Source organism: Amycolatopsis sp. NPDC043887 (assembly GCF_056435665.1).
Window position 1 is genome coordinate 129,393 of record NZ_JBWKEB010000010.1, and the last position, 22,454, is coordinate 151,846.

Annotated in this window: 23 protein-coding genes; 13 read left to right on the top strand and 10 right to left on the bottom strand. The window is 69.1% G+C overall.

Annotated elements, in window-relative coordinates; genetic code table 11:
• Positions 1–7 precede the first annotated feature (7 nt).
• Together AC069H_RS26325 and AC069H_RS26330 are read right to left on the bottom strand one after the other, a co-directional pair.
• Positions 8–841: a metal ABC transporter ATP-binding protein gene (locus AC069H_RS26325; RefSeq protein WP_340685392.1), complete on the bottom strand. Its 834-nt coding sequence runs from the start codon at positions 839–841 to the stop codon at positions 8–10.
• Positions 841–1,773: a metal ABC transporter solute-binding protein, Zn/Mn family gene (locus AC069H_RS26330; protein ID WP_478234142.1), complete on the bottom strand. Its 933-nt coding sequence runs from the start codon at positions 1,771–1,773 to the stop codon at positions 841–843. The genes AC069H_RS26325 and AC069H_RS26330 overlap by 1 nt, the downstream gene beginning before the upstream one ends.
• 200 nt (positions 1,774–1,973) lie before the next feature.
• On the opposite strand from AC069H_RS26330, the gene AC069H_RS26335 reads away from it, so the two are divergent.
• From AC069H_RS26335 to AC069H_RS26350, 4 genes are all read left to right on the top strand, one after another.
• Positions 1,974–3,074 carry a LacI family DNA-binding transcriptional regulator gene (locus AC069H_RS26335; RefSeq protein ID WP_478234143.1) on the top strand — a complete coding sequence of 367 codons (1,101 nt, stop codon included), beginning with the start codon at positions 1,974–1,976 and terminating at the stop codon, positions 3,072–3,074.
• Between the two features lie 51 nt (positions 3,075–3,125).
• The gene (locus AC069H_RS26340; protein ID WP_478234144.1) at positions 3,126–3,620 is read left to right on the top strand and encodes a beta-class carbonic anhydrase; all 495 of its coding nucleotides are present in this window, start codon (positions 3,126–3,128) and stop codon (positions 3,618–3,620) included.
• A 187-nt stretch (positions 3,621–3,807) separates the two neighbouring features.
• Positions 3,808–4,683: an HhH-GPD family protein gene (locus AC069H_RS26345; RefSeq protein WP_478234145.1), complete on the top strand. Its 876-nt coding sequence runs from the start codon at positions 3,808–3,810 to the stop codon at positions 4,681–4,683.
• An 88-nt stretch (positions 4,684–4,771) separates the two neighbouring features.
• Positions 4,772–5,734 carry a peptidoglycan recognition protein family protein gene (locus AC069H_RS26350; RefSeq protein ID WP_478234146.1) on the top strand — a complete coding sequence of 321 codons (963 nt, stop codon included), beginning with the start codon at positions 4,772–4,774 and terminating at the stop codon, positions 5,732–5,734.
• Here the strand turns inward: AC069H_RS26350 and AC069H_RS26355 are convergent.
• Positions 5,679–6,833, bottom strand: coding sequence for an MFS transporter (locus tag AC069H_RS26355; RefSeq protein WP_478234147.1), 1,155 nt, complete (start codon positions 6,831–6,833; stop codon positions 5,679–5,681). The two genes, AC069H_RS26350 and AC069H_RS26355, sit on opposite strands and share 56 nt — an antisense overlap.
• A gap of 168 nt (positions 6,834–7,001) precedes the next feature.
• On the opposite strand from AC069H_RS26355, the gene AC069H_RS26360 reads away from it, so the two are divergent.
• Complete coding sequence (locus tag AC069H_RS26360) at positions 7,002–8,444, top strand: M1 family metallopeptidase (protein ID WP_478234148.1); 1,443 nt, start codon at positions 7,002–7,004, stop codon at positions 8,442–8,444.
• 267 nt (positions 8,445–8,711) lie between these two features.
• Here AC069H_RS26360 and AC069H_RS26365 read toward each other — a convergent pair whose 3' ends face one another.
• The 3 genes from AC069H_RS26365 to AC069H_RS26375 are packed head-to-tail and all read right to left on the bottom strand — an operon-like array spanning position 8,712 to position 11,679.
• The gene (locus AC069H_RS26365) at positions 8,712–9,680 is read right to left on the bottom strand and encodes a LysR family transcriptional regulator (RefSeq protein ID WP_478229278.1); all 969 of its coding nucleotides are present in this window, start codon (positions 9,678–9,680) and stop codon (positions 8,712–8,714) included.
• Positions 9,677–10,990, bottom strand: a complete 1,314-nt coding sequence (locus AC069H_RS26370) for a purine-cytosine permease family protein (protein WP_478234149.1) — start codon at positions 10,988–10,990, stop codon at positions 9,677–9,679. The genes AC069H_RS26365 and AC069H_RS26370 overlap by 4 nt, the downstream gene beginning before the upstream one ends.
• Positions 10,991–10,992: 2 nt before the next feature.
• Complete coding sequence (locus AC069H_RS26375) at positions 10,993–11,679, bottom strand: tRNA-dependent cyclodipeptide synthase (protein ID WP_478234150.1); 687 nt, start codon at positions 11,677–11,679, stop codon at positions 10,993–10,995.
• A 186-nt stretch (positions 11,680–11,865) separates the two neighbouring features.
• Here AC069H_RS26375 and AC069H_RS26380 point away from each other — a divergent pair, with 186 nt between their 5' ends.
• From AC069H_RS26380 to AC069H_RS26390, 3 genes are all read left to right on the top strand, one after another.
• Positions 11,866–12,792 carry a LysR family transcriptional regulator gene (locus AC069H_RS26380; RefSeq protein WP_478229275.1) on the top strand — a complete coding sequence of 309 codons (927 nt, stop codon included), beginning with the start codon at positions 11,866–11,868 and terminating at the stop codon, positions 12,790–12,792.
• A gap of 92 nt (positions 12,793–12,884) precedes the next feature.
• Positions 12,885–13,235: a rhodanese-like domain-containing protein gene (locus AC069H_RS26385; protein ID WP_478229274.1), complete on the top strand. Its 351-nt coding sequence runs from the start codon at positions 12,885–12,887 to the stop codon at positions 13,233–13,235.
• 12 nt (positions 13,236–13,247) lie between these two features.
• Positions 13,248–13,682 (top strand): thioredoxin family protein, encoded by a 435-nt coding sequence (locus AC069H_RS26390; protein ID WP_478234151.1) that lies wholly within the window; start codon positions 13,248–13,250, stop codon positions 13,680–13,682.
• Here AC069H_RS26390 and AC069H_RS26395 read toward each other — a convergent pair.
• Complete coding sequence (locus AC069H_RS26395) at positions 13,664–14,461, bottom strand: alpha/beta fold hydrolase (RefSeq protein WP_478234152.1); 798 nt, start codon at positions 14,459–14,461, stop codon at positions 13,664–13,666. The two genes, AC069H_RS26390 and AC069H_RS26395, sit on opposite strands and share 19 nt — an antisense overlap.
• On the opposite strand from AC069H_RS26395, the gene AC069H_RS26400 reads away from it, so the two are divergent.
• Positions 14,460–15,899 (top strand): M1 family metallopeptidase, encoded by a 1,440-nt coding sequence (locus tag AC069H_RS26400; RefSeq protein ID WP_478234153.1) that lies wholly within the window; start codon positions 14,460–14,462, stop codon positions 15,897–15,899. The genes AC069H_RS26395 and AC069H_RS26400 overlap by 2 nt on opposite strands.
• Before the next feature lie 393 nt (positions 15,900–16,292).
• On the opposite strand, the gene AC069H_RS26405 is transcribed toward AC069H_RS26400, so the two are convergent.
• Positions 16,293–17,483, bottom strand: coding sequence for an FAD-dependent monooxygenase (locus AC069H_RS26405; protein WP_478234154.1), 1,191 nt, complete (start codon positions 17,481–17,483; stop codon positions 16,293–16,295).
• A 60-nt stretch (positions 17,484–17,543) separates the two neighbouring features.
• Between AC069H_RS26405 and AC069H_RS26410 the strand changes: the two genes are divergently transcribed.
• Together AC069H_RS26410 and AC069H_RS26415 are read left to right on the top strand one after the other, a co-directional pair.
• On the top strand, positions 17,544–17,852 hold the full coding sequence (locus AC069H_RS26410) for an antibiotic biosynthesis monooxygenase family protein (protein ID WP_016337748.1): 309 nt from the start codon (positions 17,544–17,546) through the stop codon (positions 17,850–17,852).
• Entirely contained in the window at positions 17,845–18,657 is an 813-nt protein-coding gene (locus AC069H_RS26415) for an SIR2 family NAD-dependent protein deacylase (RefSeq protein ID WP_478234155.1), read from the top strand. The genes AC069H_RS26410 and AC069H_RS26415 overlap by 8 nt, the downstream gene beginning before the upstream one ends.
• Here AC069H_RS26415 and AC069H_RS26420 read toward each other — a convergent pair.
• Entirely contained in the window at positions 18,650–19,486 is an 837-nt protein-coding gene (locus AC069H_RS26420; RefSeq protein WP_478229268.1) for a hypothetical protein, read from the bottom strand. The genes AC069H_RS26415 and AC069H_RS26420 overlap by 8 nt on opposite strands.
• Positions 19,487–19,511: 25 nt before the next feature.
• A complete protein-coding gene (locus AC069H_RS26425) occupies positions 19,512–20,528 on the bottom strand; it encodes an endonuclease/exonuclease/phosphatase family protein (RefSeq protein WP_478234156.1) in 1,017 nt (338 codons plus the stop codon).
• Positions 20,529–20,665: 137 nt separating this feature from the next.
• On the opposite strand from AC069H_RS26425, the gene AC069H_RS26430 reads away from it, so the two are divergent.
• Together AC069H_RS26430 and AC069H_RS26435 are read left to right on the top strand one after the other, a co-directional pair.
• Positions 20,666–21,643 carry an ATP-binding cassette domain-containing protein gene (locus AC069H_RS26430; RefSeq protein ID WP_478234157.1) on the top strand — a complete coding sequence of 326 codons (978 nt, stop codon included), beginning with the start codon at positions 20,666–20,668 and terminating at the stop codon, positions 21,641–21,643.
• Positions 21,640–22,440, top strand: coding sequence for an ABC transporter permease (locus AC069H_RS26435; RefSeq protein WP_478229265.1), 801 nt, complete (start codon positions 21,640–21,642; stop codon positions 22,438–22,440). The genes AC069H_RS26430 and AC069H_RS26435 overlap by 4 nt, the downstream gene beginning before the upstream one ends.
• The last annotated feature ends 14 nt before the right edge of the window (positions 22,441–22,454 follow it).

The window sequence follows — 22,454 nt, forward strand, 5'->3', positions numbered from 1 at the left end:
CACGGCGCTAACAAGCCTGTTCGTCGATGTGGTGGGGTTCGTCCTCGCACAGCGCGCTCTGCGCACCGGCGACGTGGATCTGCCCGCCGACCTTCAGCACCTCGATGCGGGTGCCGTACAGCTCGGACAGGGTCTCCGAGTTCATCACCTCGTCCGGCTTGCCGACCCGGAACTGGCCGTTCACCAGATACAGCACCCGGTCCACATAGGACAGGATCGGGTTGATCTCGTGGGTGACGAACAGGACGGCCGTCTCGGCGGAGCGCCGCCGCTCGTCGATCAGTTCGCTGACCGCGCGCTGGTGCGCGAGGTCGAGCGAGAGCAGCGGCTCGTCGCAGAGCAGGACTTCGGGGTCACCGACCAGGGACTGCGCGACACGGAGCCGCTGCTGCTCGCCACCGGAAAGCCGCCCCACCGGCTGCTTCGCGTACGCCTGCGCGCCGACGGACTCGATCGCCCGCGCGACGAGCTGACGCCGCTTCGAGATCCCGAAGAGACCGGTGCCCCACCGGTGCCCGTCCAGGCCGAGGCCGACCAGGTCCACGCCGCGCATCGTCAGGCCCTCGTCGAGGGCGCGCTGCTGCGGGATGTAGCCGATCCGCCGGTTCGTCCCGCCGGGGCGCCGCCCCGCGATCTCGACCGTGCCCTCGGGCAGCCCCTGCTGGCCGAGCAGCACCTTGAGCAGGCTGCTCTTCCCGGAGCCGTTCGGCCCGAGGATCGCGAGGAACTCGCCGGGTTCGACGTCGAGGTCGAGCCCGGACCAGAGGGTCCTGGGGCCGAACGCGAGGCTCGCCCCGCGGACACGGACCGCGGGGCGAGCTTCGGCGGGTACGGAGGTCACTACTTCAGTGCTCCGGCCAGCGCGTCCACTTCCTTGGTCATCCATGCAATGTAGTCCGTCACACCCTGGGGCAGCGTTTCGGTGACGTCGATGACCGCGATACCGGCGTTCTTGGCGTCGCCGACGACCTGCTGCGTGACCGGGGTGGTGGTCTGCGCGTTGTTGACCAGCGCCTTGACCTGCTTGCCGGAGATCAGCTGCTTGACCTCGTTGAGCGCGGCGGCGGGCACGTCCTGCTCCGCTTCCACGGCCTCGGCGAAGGCCGGCGGCGTCGCGTCGGTGACCTTCGCGCTGTCGAGCAGGTAGTGCGCGACAGGCTCGGTCGCGACGACCTTCGCGCCCGAGGCGCCCAGCCCCGAGACCTTCTTCAGGAGTTCCTGGGTCTTGCCCTTGAACGCGGTCGCGTTGGCGGTGAAGGCGTCCTTCGAGGCGGGCTGGATCTCGCCGAGCTTCGCGGCGACCTGGTCGGCGACCTTCTCGACGCCGGGCAGGCTGTACCAGACGTGCTCGTTCTCGTTGCCGGTCGCGGCGATGTCGACGGCGACCAGCTTCTGCGCGCCGGCGGCCTGGTCGGCGACCTTGGAGAAGAAGTCGTCGTAGCCGCCGCCGTTGGACAGCGTCAGCTTCGCGTTCTTCGCGGCGACGGCGTCGCTCGCGGTGGTCTCGTAGGAGTGCGGGTCGGCCGAGGGGTCGTGGATGATCGAGGTGACCTCGACCTTGTCGCCGCCGACGGCGGTCACGACACTGCCCCAGACGTCGGTCGAGGCGACGACCTTGATCTTTTCGCCGCCGCCCGGGTTCGCGGCGGACGCGTTCTGCGAACCGGAGCCCGTCGACGCCTTGTCGCTCGACGCGCAGGCCGTCGCGCCGAGCGCGAGGACGGCCAGGGCCGACACGGCCGCGAAAACACTCTTGGTACGGCGGGAATTCATCTACTGCACTCCTGCGGATGCCCTGGCCAGGTGTCCCCAATGCCGGGTAATGGAAACCGTTGTCAGATTCAACTGTACCCCATCAGGATGACGACGCCTCCGGTCCAGGTCCGAGCTGTACCCAGGGTCACTCTGAATCGAGACCTGCCACACGTCGGGTGATGCTTCTGCAAAACGTTCTGAACCGTTACGGTTTGCGGATGGGCCGTCCTATCCGCACCAGGAGGCAGGCGACACTGGCGTCGTTGGCCGCAGAGCTCGGTGTGTCGAGGACCACCGTCTCGAACGCCTACAACCGACCGGACCAGTTGTCCCCTGAGCTGCGCCGTCGCGTCCTCGAGACCGCACGCCGCCTCGGCTACCCGGGCCCGGACCCGGTGGCCCGTTCACTGCGGACGCGCAAAGCCGGCGCTGTCGGTCTTTTGCTCACCGAGAACCTCTCCTACGCCTTCCGCGACCCCGCCGCCGTCGGCGTGCTCGAAGGGCTGGCGCTGGCCTGCGAGGACGCGGGCGTCGGCCTGCACCTGGTCCCGGCGAGCCCGGGCAGGGAGGACGTCGCGGCCGTGCACCGCGCCGGCGTCGACGGCTTCGTCGTCTACTCGGTGCCCGACGACGACCCGCATCTCGGTGCCGTGCTGGAACGCCCGGTGCCGACGGTGATCGTCGACCAGCCCCGGGTGGACGGGGTCGACCGGGTCGGCCCGGACGACGCGGCCGCGGTCACCGCCATGGCCGAACACCTCATCTCGCTGGGCCACCGGCAGATCGGCGTGCTGTGCATGCGGCTGGCCCGCGAGCGCAACGACGACTTCGTCTCCATCCAGCGGCAGAGCACCGCGCACTTCCACGTCCAGCGCATCCGGCTGGAGGCGCTGGCCGCCGCGTTCTCGGCGGCCGGGGTCGACTGGGCGACGGTGCCGGTGGTCGAGCGCTTCGACCACACCGTGGACGACGGCGCGTCGGCCGCACGCCAGCTGCTCGACGCGTATCCGCAGGTCACGGCCGTGATCTGCACCTCGGACATCCTCGCTCTCGGCGCTCTGGCCGAGGCGGAACGCCGGGGCCTGCGCGTACCGCAGGACCTGACGGTCACCGGGTTCGACGGCATCACCGAGGCCGAGCGCTCCGGCCTCACCACGGTCCACCAGCCGGTGCTCGAGAAGGGCAAGGCGGCGGGCAAGCTGCTGCTCAGCTCGGCCGACCGGGTCGGGCCGAAGGTGATCACCCTGCGGACGGAACTACGGGTCGGCCGCACGTCGGCGCCGCCACGAACGGCGGAAGAACGCTGGTTCGGGCCGTGATCTGCGCCCGCACACGTTGCTCTCCCCCGGCGTGTCGGTTCCAATGAGCGTGTGACCTCAATCGACGTACTGCTCAAGCGCAACCAGGAGCTGGGCGATGCCACTCCTGGTGACCGGTCGTCTCCGAGGCCATCACTCCAGGTGGCTATTCTGACCTGCATGGACGCCCGTATCCGGGTGTTCGAGATCTTCGGCCTGATCCAGGGCGAGTCCCACATCCTGCGTAACGCGGGCGGGGTCGTCACCGACGACATGATCCGCTCGCTCGCGCTCAGCCAGCGGAAGCTCGGCACGCGCGAGGTGCTGATCGTGCAGCACACCGACTGTGGCCTCTCCATGGTCACCGAAGACGATTTCAAGGACGAACTCGAAGCCGCCAGCGGGCTGCGCCCGACGTGGTCGGTCGAGGCGTTCCGGGAGGTCGAGGACAGCGTGCGCCGGTCGGTGCAGCGCGTCCGGCGCAGCGACTTCCTGCCGCACACCGACAACGTGCGCGGGTTCGTCTACGACGTGAAGCTGGGGCAGCTGCATGAGGTCGCGCACTGACGGAAACCCGCCGAAGGGGCGCCGATCCCGCTGAACGTCACGTTGAGCAAGGAGGCGCCCCTTCATCGTGTTTCCGTGGGCCTCCGGCCAAAAGAGCGTGCGCGACGGGTGAAGTCTCCGTCGGGCGCGGAGCGCCCTTGGGGAGACGCCTTTGGGCCCGATGGGTCGCACCTTTAAGCTTGGCTCGGTGGGCGTCGACGCGGATGTGCTGACCGGGTGGTTCGACGAAGTGGGGCGCGACCTCCCTTGGCGTGAGCCGGAATGCACCGCGTGGGGTGTGCTCGTCAGCGAGATCATGTTGCAGCAGACACCGGTCGCGCGGGTCCAGCCGATCTGGCTCGACTGGATGGCGCGCTGGCCGGTGCCGTCGGCGCTGGCGGCGTCGTCGCAGGGCGAGGTCGTGCGCGCCTGGGGCAAACTCGGCTACCCGCGGCGCGCGTTGCGGCTGCACGCCGCGGCGGCCGTCATCGCCGCCGAACACGGCGACGTCGTTCCGTCCGATGTGGACACACTGCTCGCGTTGCCTGGCATCGGCGCGTACACCGCGCGCGCCGTCGCGGCCTTCGCCTACGGCAAACGGGCACCGGTGGTGGACACGAACGTCCGGCGCGTGGTGGCCAGGGCCGTGCACGGCGCCGGTGACGCCGGGCCGCCGTCGAATACCCGCGACATGGCCGACGTCGAAGCGCTGCTGCCGCCGGACGACGCGCCCGCCGCGAAACTCTCGGCCGCGCTGATGGAACTCGGCGCGCTCGTCTGCACCGCGCGTTCGCCGCGATGCGCGGACTGCCCGATCTACGACGACTGCGCGTGGCAGCACGCGGGAAGGCCCGCATACGCCGGGCCCGCGAAGCAGGTCCAGAAGTTCGCCGGCACCGACCGCCAAGTGCGCGGGCTGCTGCTCGACGTCCTGCGTGGCAGCGAAGGCCCGGTCGAGAAGGCGCGGCTCGATCTCGTCTGGCACGAATCCGGGCAGCGCGACCGCTGTCTCGACTCCCTGCTGGTGGACGGGCTGCTCGAACAGACCGGGGACGGCCTGTTCGCACTCCCTGGCGAACACTAACGCATTACGACAAAAGTTGGTCAATGGTTGTCATCGGCGCGATGGCGGGTTAGTTTTCCGGCCAACGCGCATGATGGGAGTTTCGCCCGTGGCCGACTTCGACCGACGTACCGCGCTCAAGGGCGGCCTGACGGTAAGCGCCGTCGGGCTACTGGGGACAGCAACGATTTCCGCCGCCGACGCGGCGTCCGGGGTGACAGAACCGAAGATCTACGGCACCGCGGCGTGGAGCGCGCGGCCGCCGAACGGCGCGATCGAGGTGCAGAACCACAAGCCGACGTACATCGTCGTGCACCACACGGTCGAGCCGGGGAACGTCACCGACTACACGCTCGAACACGCCTTCTGGGCGTCGCGCTCCATCCAGAATTTCCATATGGACACCCGTGGCTGGATCGACACCGGCCAGCAGTTCACGAACAGCCGCGGCGGGCACATCACCGAAGGCCGGCATCGCAGCCTGGAGATCCTGCGCGGCGGTACCCAGCACGTGCTGGGCGCGAACGTGGGCAACAACAACAGCACCTGCATCGGGATCGAGAACGAAGGCCTCTACAGCGAAGAGGACGTCACGGCGGCGCTCTGGGACTCGCTGGTGAAGCTGGTCGCGTACATCGCTTCGCAGTACGGGATCTCGCCGGAGTTCATCAAGGGACACCGGGACTTCAACTCGACCGAATGCCCGGGAACCGTGTTGTACAACCGGCTTCCGGAGCTGCGCACCGAGGTCGGCAAGCTGCTGGGATCCGCGTCGCCGAAGGTGGAGCTGCCGGAGTGGCCGCTGCTCAAACCCGGCGACAGCGGGCCGCGGGTGCGGATGGCACAGGAACTCCTGCGGGCACGCGGTTTCGCCGTACCCGCCGACGGACTCTTCGGACAGTCCACAAAGGACGCCGTCGCCGCGGTGGCGGCCCGGCACGGGCTGGAACGCGACGCCTGCGGCGCGACCGCGGCGACCGACGAGACCGGCTTCCTCGGCTCCGACGTCTGGCCGCTCATCGCCGGGTCCGGCACCGATCTCCGGGCGCTGAAAGCACGACTCGCCGGCTGAACAGCAGCGGCGACAGGATCACCAAGGCGGCGCACCAAGGGAGCAGACCCGTTCCCAGCGGCAGCAGCAGTCCGCCGATGAGCGCGCCCCCGGCGACGGCGCCGTTCCAGGCCGCGATCGTGAGCGACTGGGCGGCGTCGGCCGTGGGGCCCGCCAGCAAGGCGGTGACGGCCTGGAAAGCGGTCGGCGCGCCGCCGAACCCCAGGCCCCACAGTCCGGCGGCCGCGAGCACCAGACCGTGGACACCGTCGCTGATCCCCAGCAGGACGATGGCGGCGGCGGTCACGGCGGTGCAGGACAGCAGCACGGCGCGCGGACGGCTGTCGAGGGCGGAGCCGACCGCGGCCATCCCGCCCACCGCGGCGCAGCCGAACACCAGCAACGCCGCGCCCAGCAACGTTTCCGCCTCCAGACCGGCGAGCACCGGACCGACGTAGGTGTAGGCCACGTTGTGCCCCAACGAGAACAGCGCCACCGTCGCGAGCATGGGACGCATCCCGGGCAGCCGTGACGCGGCCAGCGGCCGGGTGGGGCCCGCCGGATCCGCGAGCACGGCGGGCACCGCGACGAGCACCCAAACCAGCAACGGCACGGTGATCAGCGCCATCACGGCGAACGCCCAGCGCCAGTCGGCGAGTTCGCCGAGCGCGGTACCGGCGGGCACGCCCAGCGCGAAGCCGATCGGTGTGCCGGACATGGCCACCGCCAGCGCCCGCCCGGTGAGCCCCGGCGGGGCGAGACGCATCGCGTAGCCGGCCACGAGTGACCACATCACCCCGGTCAGCGCCCCGGAAACGACCCGCGCGGCCAGGATCAGCGGGTACGACGAGGCCACGGCGATCACCAGGTTGGTGACCAGGAAGCCCGCGATCAGCGCCAGCAGCAGGCGTTTGCGCGGCACCCGGAGGGTCGCGCCGGTGAGCGGGACGGCGGTCAGCGCGGTGGTGATCGCGTAGACCGTCACCAGCTGCCCGGTGGCCGACGGGGAAACGCCCAGCTCCTCGGACATGCCCAGCAGCAGCCCGGCGGGCAGCACTTCGGTGAGGCAGCCGAGGAAGACCGTCGTCGTCAGCGCGAGCAGCGCCGGGAGAGGCAGCATGCCTCGACGATCTCCTCTCCCTAGCGGCGCGCGATAGTCCCTGGCGGGTATGCCGAGGGGTTATCGGCCGGGGATAACCCGGCGGCATGACCGGCTGGCAGTGCCGCGCGCGGCGCGCACGTACGCACGATGACCGGACATCCTCCCCTTGAGAGAGAAGGCTCGTTCATGACCGTGCGGCTTCGGTGGCAGGAGCCACTGTGCACCGCGTTGCTCGCCACCACGATGATCGGCACCTGCCCGGCTTCGGCGGCGGCCCAGCCGGCACCCGGCAGCGACGGATACGTGCACGTCTCGCCCGACGGGACCGTCCTCGGACCCGATCCTTACTACCCGAAGGACGGAAACGGCGGTTACGACGTCGGCAAGTACTCACTCGCGCTGCGTTACGCGCCGTACTCGATGCTGCTGAGCGGCAGGGCGACGATCACCGCGACGGCGACTCAGGACCTGAGCCGGTTCGACCTCGACCTGCGCGGGCTCACCGTCCGGTCGGTCACCGTCGACGGGGTGGCCGCCACGTTCCGGCGGGCGGGTGAACACGAGCTGGTGATCACCCCGCGGACCCCGGTGGCCGAAGGCAGGACATTCACCGTGGTGGTCGATTACGACGGCCGCCCGGAACCGATTCCCACCGCGCGGGGCCGGGTCGGCTGGCTCGCCGCTTACGGCGATTCGGCCGTGGCCACCGGGCAGCCGCGTTCGGCGATGACCTGGTTCCCCGTCAACGGCACCGAAGCCGACAAGGCGGCGCTGCAGGTCTCCGTCACCGTCCAAGACGAGTTCTCCGTACTGGGCAACGGTTTCCAGGTCTCCGACGTGCCCGCGGGCCCGGGACGGCACACTGTCACCTGGTCGGAGGAAACCGCCCTCGCGCCGAGCACGGCGATGCTCGGCATCGGGCGCTGGGAGGTCGAGCGGATCGCTCTTCCCGGTGGACGGACGGCGGTCAACGCCTACCACCCGTGCGCCGTGGACAAGCGGCAGATCGGCGGGCGGCTGCCCGAGGTCCTGGAATTCCTCACCGGGAAGTTCGGCGACTACCCGCAATCGGCGGCGGGCGGGCTGTTCCTCGACCGCTCCCTCGGCTACACGCACGGAGCGCAGACCCGGCCGGTGTACGGCCGCACCGCCACCATCGCCGATCTGGTGTACGCCGTCGCGTACCAATGGTGGGGAGCCGGAGTGAGCGGCAAGATGTGGCGCGACGCGCTGATGCCCGAGTCCGTCGCGCGGTACGCAGTCTGGTTGTGGGACGAGACCAAGAACGGTGCCGACCTGGACCGTCGCTACCGGGAGATGGTGGCCGCGGTGCGCGACGACCCGGCTTTCTGGGCGCCCAAGCTCACCGATCCGGGCAAGGGCACCGAATTCGCGCCGACGACCAAGGCGGTGCTGATGGTGCACGCGCTGCGCCGTCACATCGGCGACGAAGCGTTCTTCCAGATCATGGCGGGCTTCCCGATGATCAACCCGCAGGGAAATCAGAACTGGCACGACTTCGAGCTCTACGTCTCCGCGATGACCCAGCGCGACCTCGGCGAGTTCAACCAGGCCTGGCTGGACGGCACGGTGCGGCCGCCGGACGAACTCCTCTTTCCCGGGACGTAGGGCCTCGTACGAACCGTCCGCGTCTTTGGTACCTCCGTGGATTCCGGGCGGGCGATGACACTGGCACCTGACGTCAAGACTCGTGAGTCTCCGTACCGATGCGGCGAGTTCGCGTGATTGACCGGACGACACGCGTGACTGGATGGACGACACGACCGCGGCCGGGTTCCGCCGCGAGTCGTCCGCCTGAACACGCGTGTCGTCCGTCCAATCACGCGAAACCGCCGTCCGCGCACCGGCAGTACGTACCTAAGCCGTCCTTACCACTCACGAGTCCAGGTACTCGGCGTAGACGGGTGCCATCCTCGCTTCGGCCCAGTACGCTTCGACCACGGCGGAGATCAGCTCCTCCCGCCGCCCCGCCACGAAGGTCTCCTTGTTCCACGCGAGAATGTGCCTGCGCGGCAACACATCCCCGCGCAGCGGCCGGGGCACGATGCCGTGGTTCCCCGGATCGCAGATCGGTTGCGACAGCCCGACCGCGCCCGCCTTGACCACCAACAGCGCCACCTGCTGCGAAGTCACCTGATGGGTGAACGACGGGCTGAAACCGTGCCGCGCGCAGGTGTCGGCGAAGTACTTGGTGAACGTGGCCGCCGACGAATCGGACACCATCACCCACGATTCGTCCCGCAGGTCGCGCAGGTCGACGACCTTCTCGCGCGCCAGCGGATGGAACTCCGGCAGCAGGACGAAGGTCGGCTCGGTCACCACCACCGCGGTGTCCACGTTCGCGGGGAGTTCGAGCTCGTATCCCGGATAGTCCTTGACCAGCCCCAATTCCGCGCGCCGCTGGGCCAGCAGTGGCAGCAGCCGTTCGGGGTGGTCGTCGTGCACGACCTGCACTTCGGAGACCTCGGGCCACAATCCCGTCACCAGTGAGGGCAGATGCGCCACCAGCGCGCTGGCCACCGCCACCACCCGGACCACGTCGGGCGGGCCGCTGGGGCAGCCGCGCTGCTCGATGTCTTCGAGCAGTTTGTCCAGCTGTGGCAACAAAGCGGCGGTGCGGCGCAAGAGCAGTTCGCCCATCGGCGTCGGGGTCACACCGCCCTCGCACCGGTCGAACAACCGGTAGCCCAGCATGTTCTCCAGCCGTTTGAGTTGCGCGGAAACCGCGGGCTGGGTGACACCGAGAGCGATCGCGGCCCGGGAAAGGCTTCCCGTGTCCGCGATCGCCCTGATCACCCGCAGGTGGTGGACATCCAGCTGTACGACGTCGAACTCCTTTGTCACGAACGGGTTTTCGACCCGCCGGAAGAAGTCATGGCCGTGGAGGACACCGCGGCCGCGGTCCGTCTGCCGAGAAGAATATACAGGAGAAAAGCACCAAGAACGGAGTTCACGGTGGGGATTCCCCACGGCAGCCAGGCCCCCACCGCCGCTCCGGCCGCCCAGCAGATCAGCGCGGAAGGAACCCAGGACGGGCAGGTGGACGGCAGCTCCCCGGACGCGCGGGTGGCGTCCAGCTCCGGTTTCCAGCGCCGGACCACGTAGTACTCGGCGATCACCACCCCGGCCACCGGTGGCGTGAGCACGCCGACCCAGGTCAGGAAGGTGGTGAAGTGGTCGAGGACGCCGATCGCGGAGAGCACCGTGCCGAGACCGCCGAGCAGCAGGGTCGCGGTGGTGCGATCCAGCCGCCGGGACAGCAGCACCTGCACGGTGTTCACCAGCCCGAGCGAGGACGAATACAGGTTCCAGTCGTTGATCTTCAGGATCGCGGTGACCAGGATCAGCGTGCCGAGCACACCGGACGACGAGGTGATGATCCCGACCACGTCGGCGCTTTTCGCCGCGTGCGCGAGCAGGACCCCGATCAGGCCGATGAGGTACTGGCCGAGGGTGACGCTGACCAGGGTCTGCTTCACCACGTCGGACGCGGTCCGGTTGAACCGGGTCATGTCCGGCGTCATGATCGCGCCCATGATGAACGCGCCCGCCACCAGCGTGGTGCCCTGTGCCAGCGACATCGACGGTCCCGGCGGCGGCTCGGCCATCAGTGCCGGCAGGGAATGGTCGCCGAGCGCCGAGATGATCGAAAACCCCGCCAGCGCGAGGAAAGCGGGCACGGTCAGATACGCCGTCCAGGCCATCGCGTGGAAGCCGAACACGACGATCGCGGTGACCAGCGCGCCGCCCGCGAGCGCCCACACCCACACCGGCGGGCCGCCCATCAGGGCGTGGAGGCCGTGGGCGAACACGTCGTTCTGCACCCCGAACCAGCCTGCCAGGCTCAAGGTCATCAGGAGACCGACCAGCGAGGACCCGCCGGTGCCGAATCCGGTCCAGCGCGCGAGCACCGACGTCGAAAGCCCCTCGCGGGTGCCGGCGATGCCCATCAGGATGGTGATGACCTCCAGCAATACCGAACCGATCGTGATGGCCAGTACCGCTTCCCAGAACGTCATGCCGAAGCCGAGCACCGCGCCGAGCAGGAACTGGTGGAACGAGGACACCTGACCGAACCGCTGCAACGCGACGGAAATCCAGGAGTAGCGGCGGTCGGCGGGCACCCGGCGAAGGGAGAAGTCGTCGTGTTCCACGGTCACTCCACTCGTTCCGGGACGGCTTGTTCGAGGACGACGAAACCTTGGCCGGGCAGCGGCCGCCACGAGAGTTCGCCGCGGTAGAGCCGTTCGAGGAAGGCGACCCGCTGATGATAGGCGAACACGGAGCTTTCGACCCCGGCCACCGCGACGGTGCCGACGAACATCGGCAACTCGGCGAGGAAGTACCGGACCGCGCTGCGCAACTGGTCGCGCGTGGGATGTTCGCCCTCGGGCAGCCGCCGGTCCAGCACCCAGCCCGTGGCGCCGAGGCACTGCTCGGCGAACTCCGGATCGGTGGCGAACCGGTGGTGTGCCTCGGAAAGCAGGGCGAGGTACGCGCTGTCGGCTTCGAGCGCCGCGGAATCCAGGATCAAGGTGCGTGGATCCGGCGAACAGACCCGCTCCAGCGCGCGGACGATCTTGTTCCGCGTGTAATTTCCTTGCCGCTGCGCCTTCTGCGCGGCGCGGACCGGGTCGTAGCCGAGCGCTTCGAGGGTGAACGCGGACGGGCCGTCGGGGACGAAGAAATGGAAACCGTGAAAGGCCGACATGGCCCAGCGGGCGAGATCGGCGATACGGTCCACGGTGAAATGGCTGTTGAACGGGCTGACACCCAGGCAAACGTGTTCGGCTCGCGCCAGCGGATCAGCGCAATGCTCCGTGAGCGGCAGTGGTCGCGGCAAGACGGCTCCTGATTCGCGTGATATGCGGGGCGTCGACCGAACGTAGCCACGGCCGGATGGCACGGGTATTGCCACCGAATGTTGTCACCGGGTTATGAGAAATCGGGTGTCTCGACTTTCGGAGGTGCCGGGCGCGAACGGGTCGCGGTATACGAAGTCATGGAGATTCAGGTTCGGCATCTTCGCGTGATCTGTGAGATAGCCGCCTCCGGCAGCCTCAACCGTGCCGCGGCCGGACTGGGACTCGGCCAGCCCGCGCTCAGCCACCAGCTGCGCCGGATCGAGCGGATGGTCGGCGGCCCGTTGTTCCACCGCGACCAGCACGGGGTGCGGCCCACCGAACTCGGCGCCCTGATCCTGCGGCGGGCGCGGGCGATCGTGCTCACCTTCGACGAACTGGAGCACGACTTCCACCGTCAGGAACCGGAGACGGGCGAATCGATCAGGATCGGCTGGAACGACAGCGCCATCACGGGTTCGCTGCTCGGCGGACTGCGCGACCTGCGCCCGGGCGAGCCGTTCCGCACACGCGCGGACACCTCGCGCACGCGGCTGCTCGCGCAGGTCGCGAACCGGGGCATCGACCTCGCGCTGATCATGATCTGCGGCGGGCGCGGCCTCCCGGTGCCGCCGGAAGTGCGGACCCTGACCCTGGTGGAGGAGCCGTCGTTCGTGGCGGTCCCCGCGGAACACCCGCTCGCCGCCGAAGAGGAGATCGAGCTCGCCGAGCTGGCCGGGGAGGACTGGATCGTGTCGAGTGGCGGCGACGGCTGCCGGGTGGTGTTCCGCGAAATGTGTCTCGCGCACGGTTTCGACCCCCGGATCACCCACGACGCCGACCTCGACACCACGCGCGAGGATCTGGTCAGCGGCGGATACGGCGTCGGGCTGATCCAGCCGACCCGGCCGTCGGCGGACGGGCTGGCCATCCGGCCGCTCGTGGGCGCGCCGATGTGCGTGCGGCATGTGCTGGCCTGGCGGGAGGACGGCCGGTGCGCGCCCGGCGTCCCGGAACTCGCCGCTTCGGCGAGGGCCGGATATTGGCGGCTCGCCGGGCGGACGGCGCCGTACCGAGCCTGGTTGCACCGCCACGGCAGGCCGGCCGCCGGATAACCCTTCGGCATGCCGAGGCGGCACTAGAGCGTGTCCCACGAGGCGCCCGACGATGGGAATCGTCAATCACGGTCGCCGAAAGAAGGGGCACCATGCTGCCGTTGATCACCCGTACGGAACTGCTCTCCCGGATGGAGTCCGGATCGGTGGTCGTGGTGGACACGATGCCGGTCGCCTATTTCGCGAAGGAACATCTTCCGGAAGCACGCAACATTCCGGGTTTCCCGTACGAACGGGCCGCCGAATTCACCGACCGCCTGGCACCGATGGTGCTTCCGGACAAGGCCGCCGCGATCGTCGTCTATTGCGCGAACACGCCGTGCCGCAACAGTGAATTCGTCGGGCGGCGGCTGCTGGAGCTCGGGTACACGAACGTCCGCAAATACCGCGAAGGCATCGAAGACTGGGTCGCGAACGGGTTGCCGACCTGGTCTTCGTCCTGAAAGGAGATCGTCTTGTCCAAGTGCAAACGGTTCGTCTGCGTGCTGGCCGGTGTGCTGGCGCTCATCACCGGCTTCGGCAGCGGCGTGGCTTCGGCCGCGCCGACGGCCGAGAACGTGATGACGGTGACTTCGGCCAACTACGCCGAGGTCATGAACATCTCGCGGCAGAAGCTGGTCATCATGGACTTCGGCGCCACCTGGTGCCCGCCGTGCCGCCAGATGAAGCCCGTGATCGAACGGCTCGCCGGTGAATACGGCGGCCGGTTCCTCCTGGGCGAGGTCGACGTCGACCAGAGCCGGGACCTGTCCAGCCGGTACAACATCCGCTACCTCCCGACGCTGGTCGGTGTCCGGAACGCCGCCGAGCTGCCGTCCTCGCGGAACATCGGCTACCCGGGCGAAGCACGGCTGCGCGCCTGGATCGACGCTCAGCTCGCGAAGGGCTGACCGAGGACGTCGGAGAGAAAAGCTTCGACGGCACCGAGGTAGGTCTCCGGTGCTTCGTCGTGCACCACGTGCCCGGCGCCTTGGACGACGATGTGCCGTCCGAGGCCGCCGGGCACGCGTGCGGCCAGCTCGGCCTGCTGGCCGTGCGGCATCGCGGTGCGTTCGCCTTCGATCGCGAGCAACGGGCATTTCACGCGTTCGACGAACTCCCAGAAGTCACGCCTGCCCCATTCGGCCGCGATCTCGTACAGGTCCGGGAGGGACGCGATCAGGTGGTAGCCGTCTTCGCGCTCCTCGACGCATTCGATGAAGTAGTCGCCGGTGTCGCCGAAGAACTCGCGAACGTGGGCCAGTGAGCGGAACGGGACCGGCCACGATTCGAAGTACCCGCGCCAGGTGTCCACGGTCCGGCCGCGCTGGTCCGGCGCGAAGTCCTCGCAGACCACGGCGCGGACGAGCTCGGGATGGGTGGCCGCGGTGACCCACGCGTGCAGGCCGCCCATCGAATGTCCGATCAGGACCGCGGGTTCGTCGAAGGTCCGCAGCACCGCGGCGACGTCGTCGGCGAACCGCTCGGTGCGCCAGGGCCCGCCACGCGGTCCGCGTCCGTGACCTCGCGCGTCGAGGCCGTGGACACGCCCGTACGGCTGGAGCCTTCGCGCGACCCGCCACCACGTCGTCGCCCTGCCCATCAGCCCGTGCAGAAGGACGATCGGCGGCCCGTCACCGCCGAAAGTGACCAACCCGTCGCGCTGGATCACCACTAAGCTCCCCTCCATGCGCAGCCGTGTCCCCGCCGCCGGTCTGGTACTGGGGGCCGTCTGCGCCCTGATTATCGGCTGCACCGCCGATCCGCCTCCGGCCGCGCCCCCGCCGCCGCCGATGAACCCGGCTCCTGGCGCTTCCGGCGCGGGCGACCCGTACTACCCGATGGACGGGAACGGTGGTTACGACGCGACCGAATACCAGGTGGGTATCACGTACGACCCCGCGAAAGGGCGTCTCGACGGCGACACCACGGTGATCGCGAACGCGACACAGGACCTCGATCGATACAACTTGGACTTACGCGGCCTGACCGTGCAATCCGTCGAAGTGGACGGGAAACCGGCGAAGTTCGCGCGCGAGGGCGAATTCGAACTGGTGGTGACGCCCGCCGAACCGATCCGGAACGGGACCGCCTTCCGCACGAAGGTGGTCTACGGCGGCGACCCGTCGGCGACGCCCAAGGCGGGCGGCAGCGAGAACGGCTGGCAGAAGTCGAAGGACGGCGGCGCGTTCATCGTCGGCGAGCCGCATTCGGCGTCGTTCTGGTATCCCGTCAACGAGACCCCGCGCGACAAGGCGATGTTCACCCTCACCGCGCGTGTGCCGGACGGCTGGACCGTCATCTCGAACGGGCGCGAGATCCAGAAGTCCTCGACGAACGGCTGGACCACGGCGTCCTGGCAGGAGCGCACGCCCGTGGCGTCCTATCTGACCACGGTGGCGATCGACAAGTTCACCGTCGACCGGATGGCGCTTCCGGACGGGACCCCGGTGGTCAACGCGTACGCGCCGGGCGCCGAGGACCGGCGCGACACCGGCAGGCGGCTGCCGGAGATCATCGCTTTCCTGAGCTCGAAGTTCGGGCCGTACCCGGTGGACGCGGCGGGCGGCATCTATCTCGACGAGGACATCCATTTCTCGCTGGAGACCCAGACCAGGCCGACCTACGCGAAATGGGCCGACCTGATCACCGTGGTGCACGAAACCGCGCATCAGTGGTTCGGCGATTCGGTGACCCTGAGATCGTGGTCCGACATCTGCCTCAACGAATGCCTCGCGTCGTACGCGCAATGGCTGTGGCAGGAGTCGCGGGACAACGAGAACCTGGACGACCGCTACCGCGCCGCCCTCGAGATCATGCGCGGCAGCCAGGATTTCTGGACACCGAAACTGGTCGACATGGGCGCCGGGCAGGAGTTCCACGGCGTCTACGACAAGGGGATCCTGGCCATCCACGCGCTGCGGCGGAAGATCGGCGAAGGAGCGTTCGGGCGCCTGCTGAAGGAATGGCCTGCCGCGTACCGGAACGCCAACGCCTCCTGGGCGGATTTCGAGGCGTTCACGATCAGGCTTTCGGAGCAGAACCTGCGGCCGTTCTTCGACGCTTGGTTCCACGGCACGACGATCCCGCCGGACGCCGAGCTGCTGCCGGGCACCCTGCGAGGCTGAAACTCCCGCATTTAGTCCTCTGAATGCGGTCTTGTGTGGGCACCCAACTCCCGCATTTAGTCCTCTGAATGCAGAGTGCCAGGCCAACGCGGCTGTCCGTGAAGGGCCCCTTCCCTACCCTCAAGGTAGTGAAGGAGGCCTTCACGGCGAGCCGACCTCGCATTGAGTGTCCGTAAGGACCCATTCGGGCGGCGAAATGCCTGATTGATGCCTGTATACGCAGTTCGGTGCGGGGGTCGTGAGTGGTAATGAGGGTTAGAACGCTCATTACCACTCACGACCCCCGCGCAAAGAGGACACCGTCACCGGGCCGGCGTCCCTTATGGACGGTCAAAAGCGCGCCAGGCTACCTACCGCGAGGCCACCACCCCGCATTTAGTCCTCTAAATGCGGTCAGGCGCCGGGGTAGTCCGGCAGGTCGATGCCGTTCACCACATCCCGCATCTTCCGCGAAGCCAGCGCGGCGAACGGCTTGAGCCGCATCACCCGCATCATCACGTAGTGCATCCGCAGCGCGGTACGCGACTTCGCGAAGATCGACTCCGCGTTCTCCCGGCCCATCTCCTGCGTCTTCTCGACGAACTCGCGCATGACCGCCTCGTAGCGCTTGAGCCCGGTATCGAGACCGGCGGCGAGCTCTCCGGCGAGGACGTACGCGCCGACGAACGCCAGGCTCGTGCCCTGCCCGGAAAGCGGCGAGGGACAGAAAGCGGCGTCACCCAGCAGCCCGACGCGGCCGCGCGACCAGGACTCCATGATCACCTGGGCGCACGAATCGAAGTAGAAGTCGGACGCCTCGTCCATCCGGTCCAGCAGCCAGGGCGCCTCCCACTCCATCCCCGCCGCGAGCTCGCGCACCAGCGCCTTCTGCGCCTCGACGTCGCGATAGTCGTAGTCGATCTTCTCCGAGGCGAACCCGAAGTAGGCCATCGCCTCGTCACCGTCGCGGATGCCGCGGATCCCGGCGGACCGGCCGACGTCGTCGTAGCCGACGGCCCAGTTCCGCAGGCCCAGCCGATTCGGCACGGTGAAGAACGCCAGGTAAGAGCCCAGATGCCGGACGAACCGGGACTCTTCGCCGAAGGCCAGCGCCCGCACTCCCGAATGCAGCCCGTCCGCCCCGATGACCATGTCGTACGTCCGCCGGGCACCGACGGCGAAGGTGACGTCGACACCGTCGGCCCGCTCGTCCAGCGCGGTGATCCGGTCACCGAAGACGTACTCCGTCGTCTCCTTGGTCGCCTCGTAGAGCACTTCGGTCAGGTCGCCGCGGAGGATCTCGATCTCGGCGACGACGCCGTCACCGTCGAAGTCGTCGGCGCGGATCGTGGCCTTCGTGCGGTTCTTTCGGTCGACGAGCGTCTCGCCCTTCGTGTCCGTGCAGGCGGCGCGGATACGTTCGTCCAGGTCCATCCGGCGCGCGACCTCCTTGGCCGTTCCGCGCAGGTCGACGGCCTGGCCGCCGGGGCGCAGCGAAGGCGCGCGCTCCACGACGGTCACCTGGAAGCCGTACCGGGCGAGCCAGAAGGCCAGCGCCGGCCCGGCGACGCTCGCCCCGGAGATGAGGATCTTGGTGTCGGCCACCTTGGGAAGGTCCCACGCATCACATCGCGGCGCAAAAGAGTTTCGTCGTAGGCTGGCGGCATGGCTGTCGTGAAGATCAACGCGATCGAGGTCCCCGAAGGCGCAGGCCCCGAGCTGGAGAAGCGGTTCGCCGCGCGGCTGCACGCCGTCGACAACCAGCCCGGCTTCCTCGGCTTCGAGCTGCTCCGCCCGGTCTCCGGCGAGTCGCGCTACTTCGTCTACACCAAGTGGGAGTCCGAAGAGGCGTATCAGGCGTGGGCGTCCGGCCCAGCGCGTGAGGCGCACGCGGGTGAGCGCGCGAAGCCGGTTTCCACCGGCGCGAACCTGCTGGAATTCGAGGTCGTCCAGGCTTCGAAGCCGGGTGAGTGAGCTCGAACGAGCCGCGGAACTGATCGACGGCGCCGGCGCGCTGCTCGTCTGCGCCGGTGCCGGGATGGGTGTCGACTCCGGCCTGCCCGATTTCCGGGGCGACGAAGGTTTCTGGAAGGCGTATCCGCCGTACGAACGGCTGGGCATCAGCTTCGTCGAGCTCGCCGACCCGCGGCATTTCGCCGAAGACCCCGAGCTGGCCTGGGGTTTCTACGGGCACCGGCTCGCGCTGTACCGCGCTACCGTCCCGCACGACGGGTTCCGTCTCCTGCGGTCCTGGGGAGCGCGCAAACCGGGCGGCACGCGCGCGTTCACGTCCAATGTGGACGGACAGTTCCAGAAGGCGGGCTACCCCCACGTCGCCGAGGCGCACGGGTCCATCCACCATCTGCAGTGCCTCGCCAGGTGCACCAAGGAGATCTGGCCCGCGGACGACGTCGCGGTGCCGGTCGGCGAAGACAGCATGCGCGCGCTCGAACCACTGCCGTCCTGTCCGCGCTGTGGCGGCCTCGCCCGGCCCAACATCCTGATGTTCGGCGACTACGACTGGCTCGGTCAGCGCAGCCAGGCCCAGCTCGACGAGCTGAACGCGTGGCGTCGCGCGCATCGCGACCTGGTGGTGGTGGAACTGGGCGCCGGACAGGCCGTGCCGACGGTGCGGCGGTACTCGGAGCTGGCCAGCGCCGCGACCGGCGCGCTGGTCCGGATCAACCCGCGCGAGCCACAGGTCCGGCACGGCCGCGGGGTTTCCCTGGCGAGCAACGGCCTCGAAACGCTCAAGGCACTGGACGCCCTGCTCAGCTAGGGCGGATCCACAGGTCTCGGCCGCCCTTCAGCATCACCCGCCCGTCGTCGAGGGTCACCGCGGCGATGAGCCGGTCGGCGGGGCAGCCGAGCTCACCCCGCTGCCAGCCTCCCTCCGCGACCCACACCACCAGGCACGACCGGTTCGAGGTCTGGGCCCGGTTCCACTCCACGCGGTCGCCGAACAACACCGCTTCGCCCGCCTTGTCGACCGTCCCGCCGAGGATCCGGCCATCCCCGAGGGAAACGATCTCCCAGGCGCCGGGCTCGCCGGCCACGACCAGCGCCCCGGCCGCGGAACCCCCGGCCAGCAGCCATTTCCCGCCCGTCCGGAGCACCGTGGAAAGCCAGAGGTCGCTTCCCCGCACGTGAACCGGCGACACCGTCCAGGTCGCGCCCGCGTCGCCGGAGGCCCACACCCGTACGTCGCCGCCGAGGGCACCGGCCACGAGCACCCGATCGCCGTCGGCCGCGATCGCCGTCGGCGCCCAATGCCCCGGCCTGTCTTGCGGCAACACGATCTCCCGCACGCTGCGACCTTCGTCCCCGGACACCCACGCGATCGGTTCCGACCGGCTCTCACCGGGGAGCTCCCGGAAGCCGATGCCGATCACGTTCCCGCCCGCGCGGGCCAGCGCGACCCCGGTCCTGCCGGGCCCCGGCCGGAACAGCCGCTGGACTTCGGCGACCGGGTCCTGGAGGCCGACGGACCGTGCCTCACCGGGCCGGGCGGCGAAGCCCAGCGCGCTCTTCGCCTCGGCCGGCGGCAACTGCCCCGGGACGCACGCCGCGACCAGCGAAAGCGCGAGCACTCCCCAGAGCTTCTTCATGAGCGGGAAGCCTGCCAGCGGAAGGTCACTTTCCGGGCAGCACGACCTCCGCGTAGACGGCGTCGTGATCGCTGCCCGGCGTTTCCAGCACCTTGAAGTCCGCGATGGCCGTCCGCTTGTCCGCCAGCACGTGGTCGATCGGCACCGGCGGCACCAGCCCGTTCGTCCAGGTCCCCTCCAACGCCTTCCCCAGCTGATCGGCCGCGTCCACGTATCCCCTGGTCAGCAGCTCACGAAAGAGCGCGTGGTCCAGGCCGGCGTTGAAGTCGCCCGCCAGGATCCGGATGTCGTGCTCGGCGTCGGCGTAGGGCAGGTCCTTGGCCTCGTCGACCCACGCGTGCCGGTCCCACATCGGCGCCGCCGGATGGACCGCGACGACCTCGATCCGGACGCCGTCGCCGAGGTCCACGCTCGCGCTGGGCTGCTTGTAGTCCGAATCACCGCTCAGCCTCAGCGGCGTGAGCGGATACCGCGACACCAGCCCGGAACCCGACGCCCACTCGGCCGGGTGCAGCACGTGGTAGGGCAGGACCTGGAACAACCCGGCCCGTTCGAGCCCGGCGATCGCCTCGGGCGTCATCTCGGTCAGGCTCAGGACGTCGACCCGGTGCTCCTTCACGTAGCCGACGATCCGGTCCGGATCGGCCTGTCCGCCGAGCATGTTCGACGCCAGCACGCGCACGTGCTTCCCGTCGAGCGCCTTCTGCTCGTTCGCGAACGCTCGCGGAAGCACCAGAGAGCCGATCGTGCAGGTCAGCACCAGCGCGACCACCCCGGTCCACCAGCGGCGGAGCCCCAGCGCGAGGACACCGAGCACCAGCGTCGCGATCCCGGCGTACGGCGTGAGCGCGAGCGCCGCGATCGTGTACGTGTTGCCGTCGTAGCCCACCAGCCGCAACGCCGTCAGCACCGCGAACGGCACGACCGCCGCGACGAGCAGCCCGCTGACCAGCTTCCGCCCGGCACCGTGGGGCACCACGCGTTCTTCGATCACCATGCCGTCGAGTATGCCGATCAAGGACGTCGTGGCGGCCGTCTCCACAACACCTTCACAACCTCCTCACACCGCGTCTACCAGCCCTTATCAGGTCCTGTCAGCTGCTGCCAGCGCGCTGTGCGCGGTCTGCCAGGCGCCGGGTGCACCTTTGTCCGCGGGGCGAGATCCACAGGAGGAAAGCGATGACTCACGCGATCAGGGCCGAGGGCCTGGTCAAACACTATGGGGAGACGAAGGCGCTCGACGGGGTCGATCTGGAGGTCCCCGCGGGCAAGGTGGTCGGGGTGCTGGGGCCGAACGGCGCGGGGAAGACGACCGCCGTCCGGATCCTGGCCACCTTGATCCGGCCGGACCGCGGCCACGCGAGTGTCTTCGGGTACGACGTCGTCAAGAACCCGATGGCGGTCCGGAGCATGATCGGGCTGACCGGGCAGTACGCGTCGGTCGACGAGGACCTTTCCGGTACGGAGAACCTCGTCCTGATCGGCAGGCTCCTGGAGTTCTCGAGGGCGGACGCGAAGAAGCGCGCGGCCGAACTGCTGGAGCGGTTCGAGCTGACCGACGCCGCGGGCCGCGCGATCAAGACCTACTCGGGCGGGATGCGGCGGCGGCTCGACCTCGCCGCGAGCCTGGTCGGCCGTCCCAAGGTGCTGTACCTGGACGAGCCGACCACCGGGCTCGACCCGCACGCCCGCAACGAGGTCTGGGCCGTGGTCCGGACGCTGGTCGCCGACGGCACGACGGTGCTGCTCACCACGCAGTACCTGGAGGAGGCCGACCAGCTGGCCGACACGATCACCGTGTTCGACCACGGGCACGTCGTGGCGAACGGCCGGGCCGACGAGCTCAAGCGCCGGACCGGCGGCCAGACGTTGCAGGTGCGGCCGTCCGCGCTCGCCGACCTCGACGCCGTCGAGCGCATCCTGGCCGGGCTCACCGGCGCCCGGCCGCACCGGGACGACGACACCGGGCTGCTCACCGCGCCCGTCGCCGACCCGGTCCTGCTGTCCACTTTGGTCCGCAAACTGGACGAGGCCGGGATCACCGCGGACGAGCTGGCGCTGCGGCTGCCGAGCCTCGACGAGGTGTTCCTCGCGCTCACCGGCAAGAAGACCGACGAGTCCACAAAGGACACGACTCCGGAAGGGAGCCTGGTATGACGACCATCGCGGTACCCGCGCCACCACGGCGCGTTTCCCCGTCGAGCAGCGTGCGGCACGGGCTTTCCCTTGCCTGGCGCGGCGTACTGAAGATCCGCAAGAACCCGGAGCAGCTGGCCGACGTCACGCTCGCGCCGATCATCTTCCTGGTCATGTTCGTCTACCTGTTCGGTGGCGCGATCATGGGCAGCACCGAGGGCTACCTCCAGATGATCGTGCCCGGCATCATGGTGTTCAACATCCTGCAGGCCAGCATGACCGTCGGCGTCCAGCTGAACACCGACGTCACCAAGGGCGTGTTCGACCGGTTCCGGGCCATGCCGATCGCGCGGTCCGCGCCGCTGATCGGCGCCGTACTGGCCGACATCGTGCGGTACCTGGTGTGCCTGGTCGTGCTGATGGTCGTCGCGACGATCATGGGCTACCGGATCCAGACCGGGCCCGCCGAGTTCGCGCTGGCGATCGTGCTCGTCATCGCGTTCGCGCTGGCGTTCTGCTGGGCGTCGGTGTTCGTCGGGATGCTGGTGAAGAGCCCGGGCGCGGTGCAGGGCCTGATGTTCGTGGTGCTGATGCCGCTGACCTTCGGCAGCAACGTGTTCGTGCAGACGAACACCATGCCCGGCTGGCTGAAGGCCTGGGCCGACATCAGCCCGGTGACGCAGATGTCCGACGTCCTGCGCGGGCTGATGAACGGCGGGCCGGTCGCCGGGCCGCTGACCGGGGCGCTGATCTGGATGGCGGCCGCGCTGGCGGTCTTCTTCCCGCTCGCCACGTGGGCTTACCGGAAGCGCGTCTGACGGGGGTCAGGGGG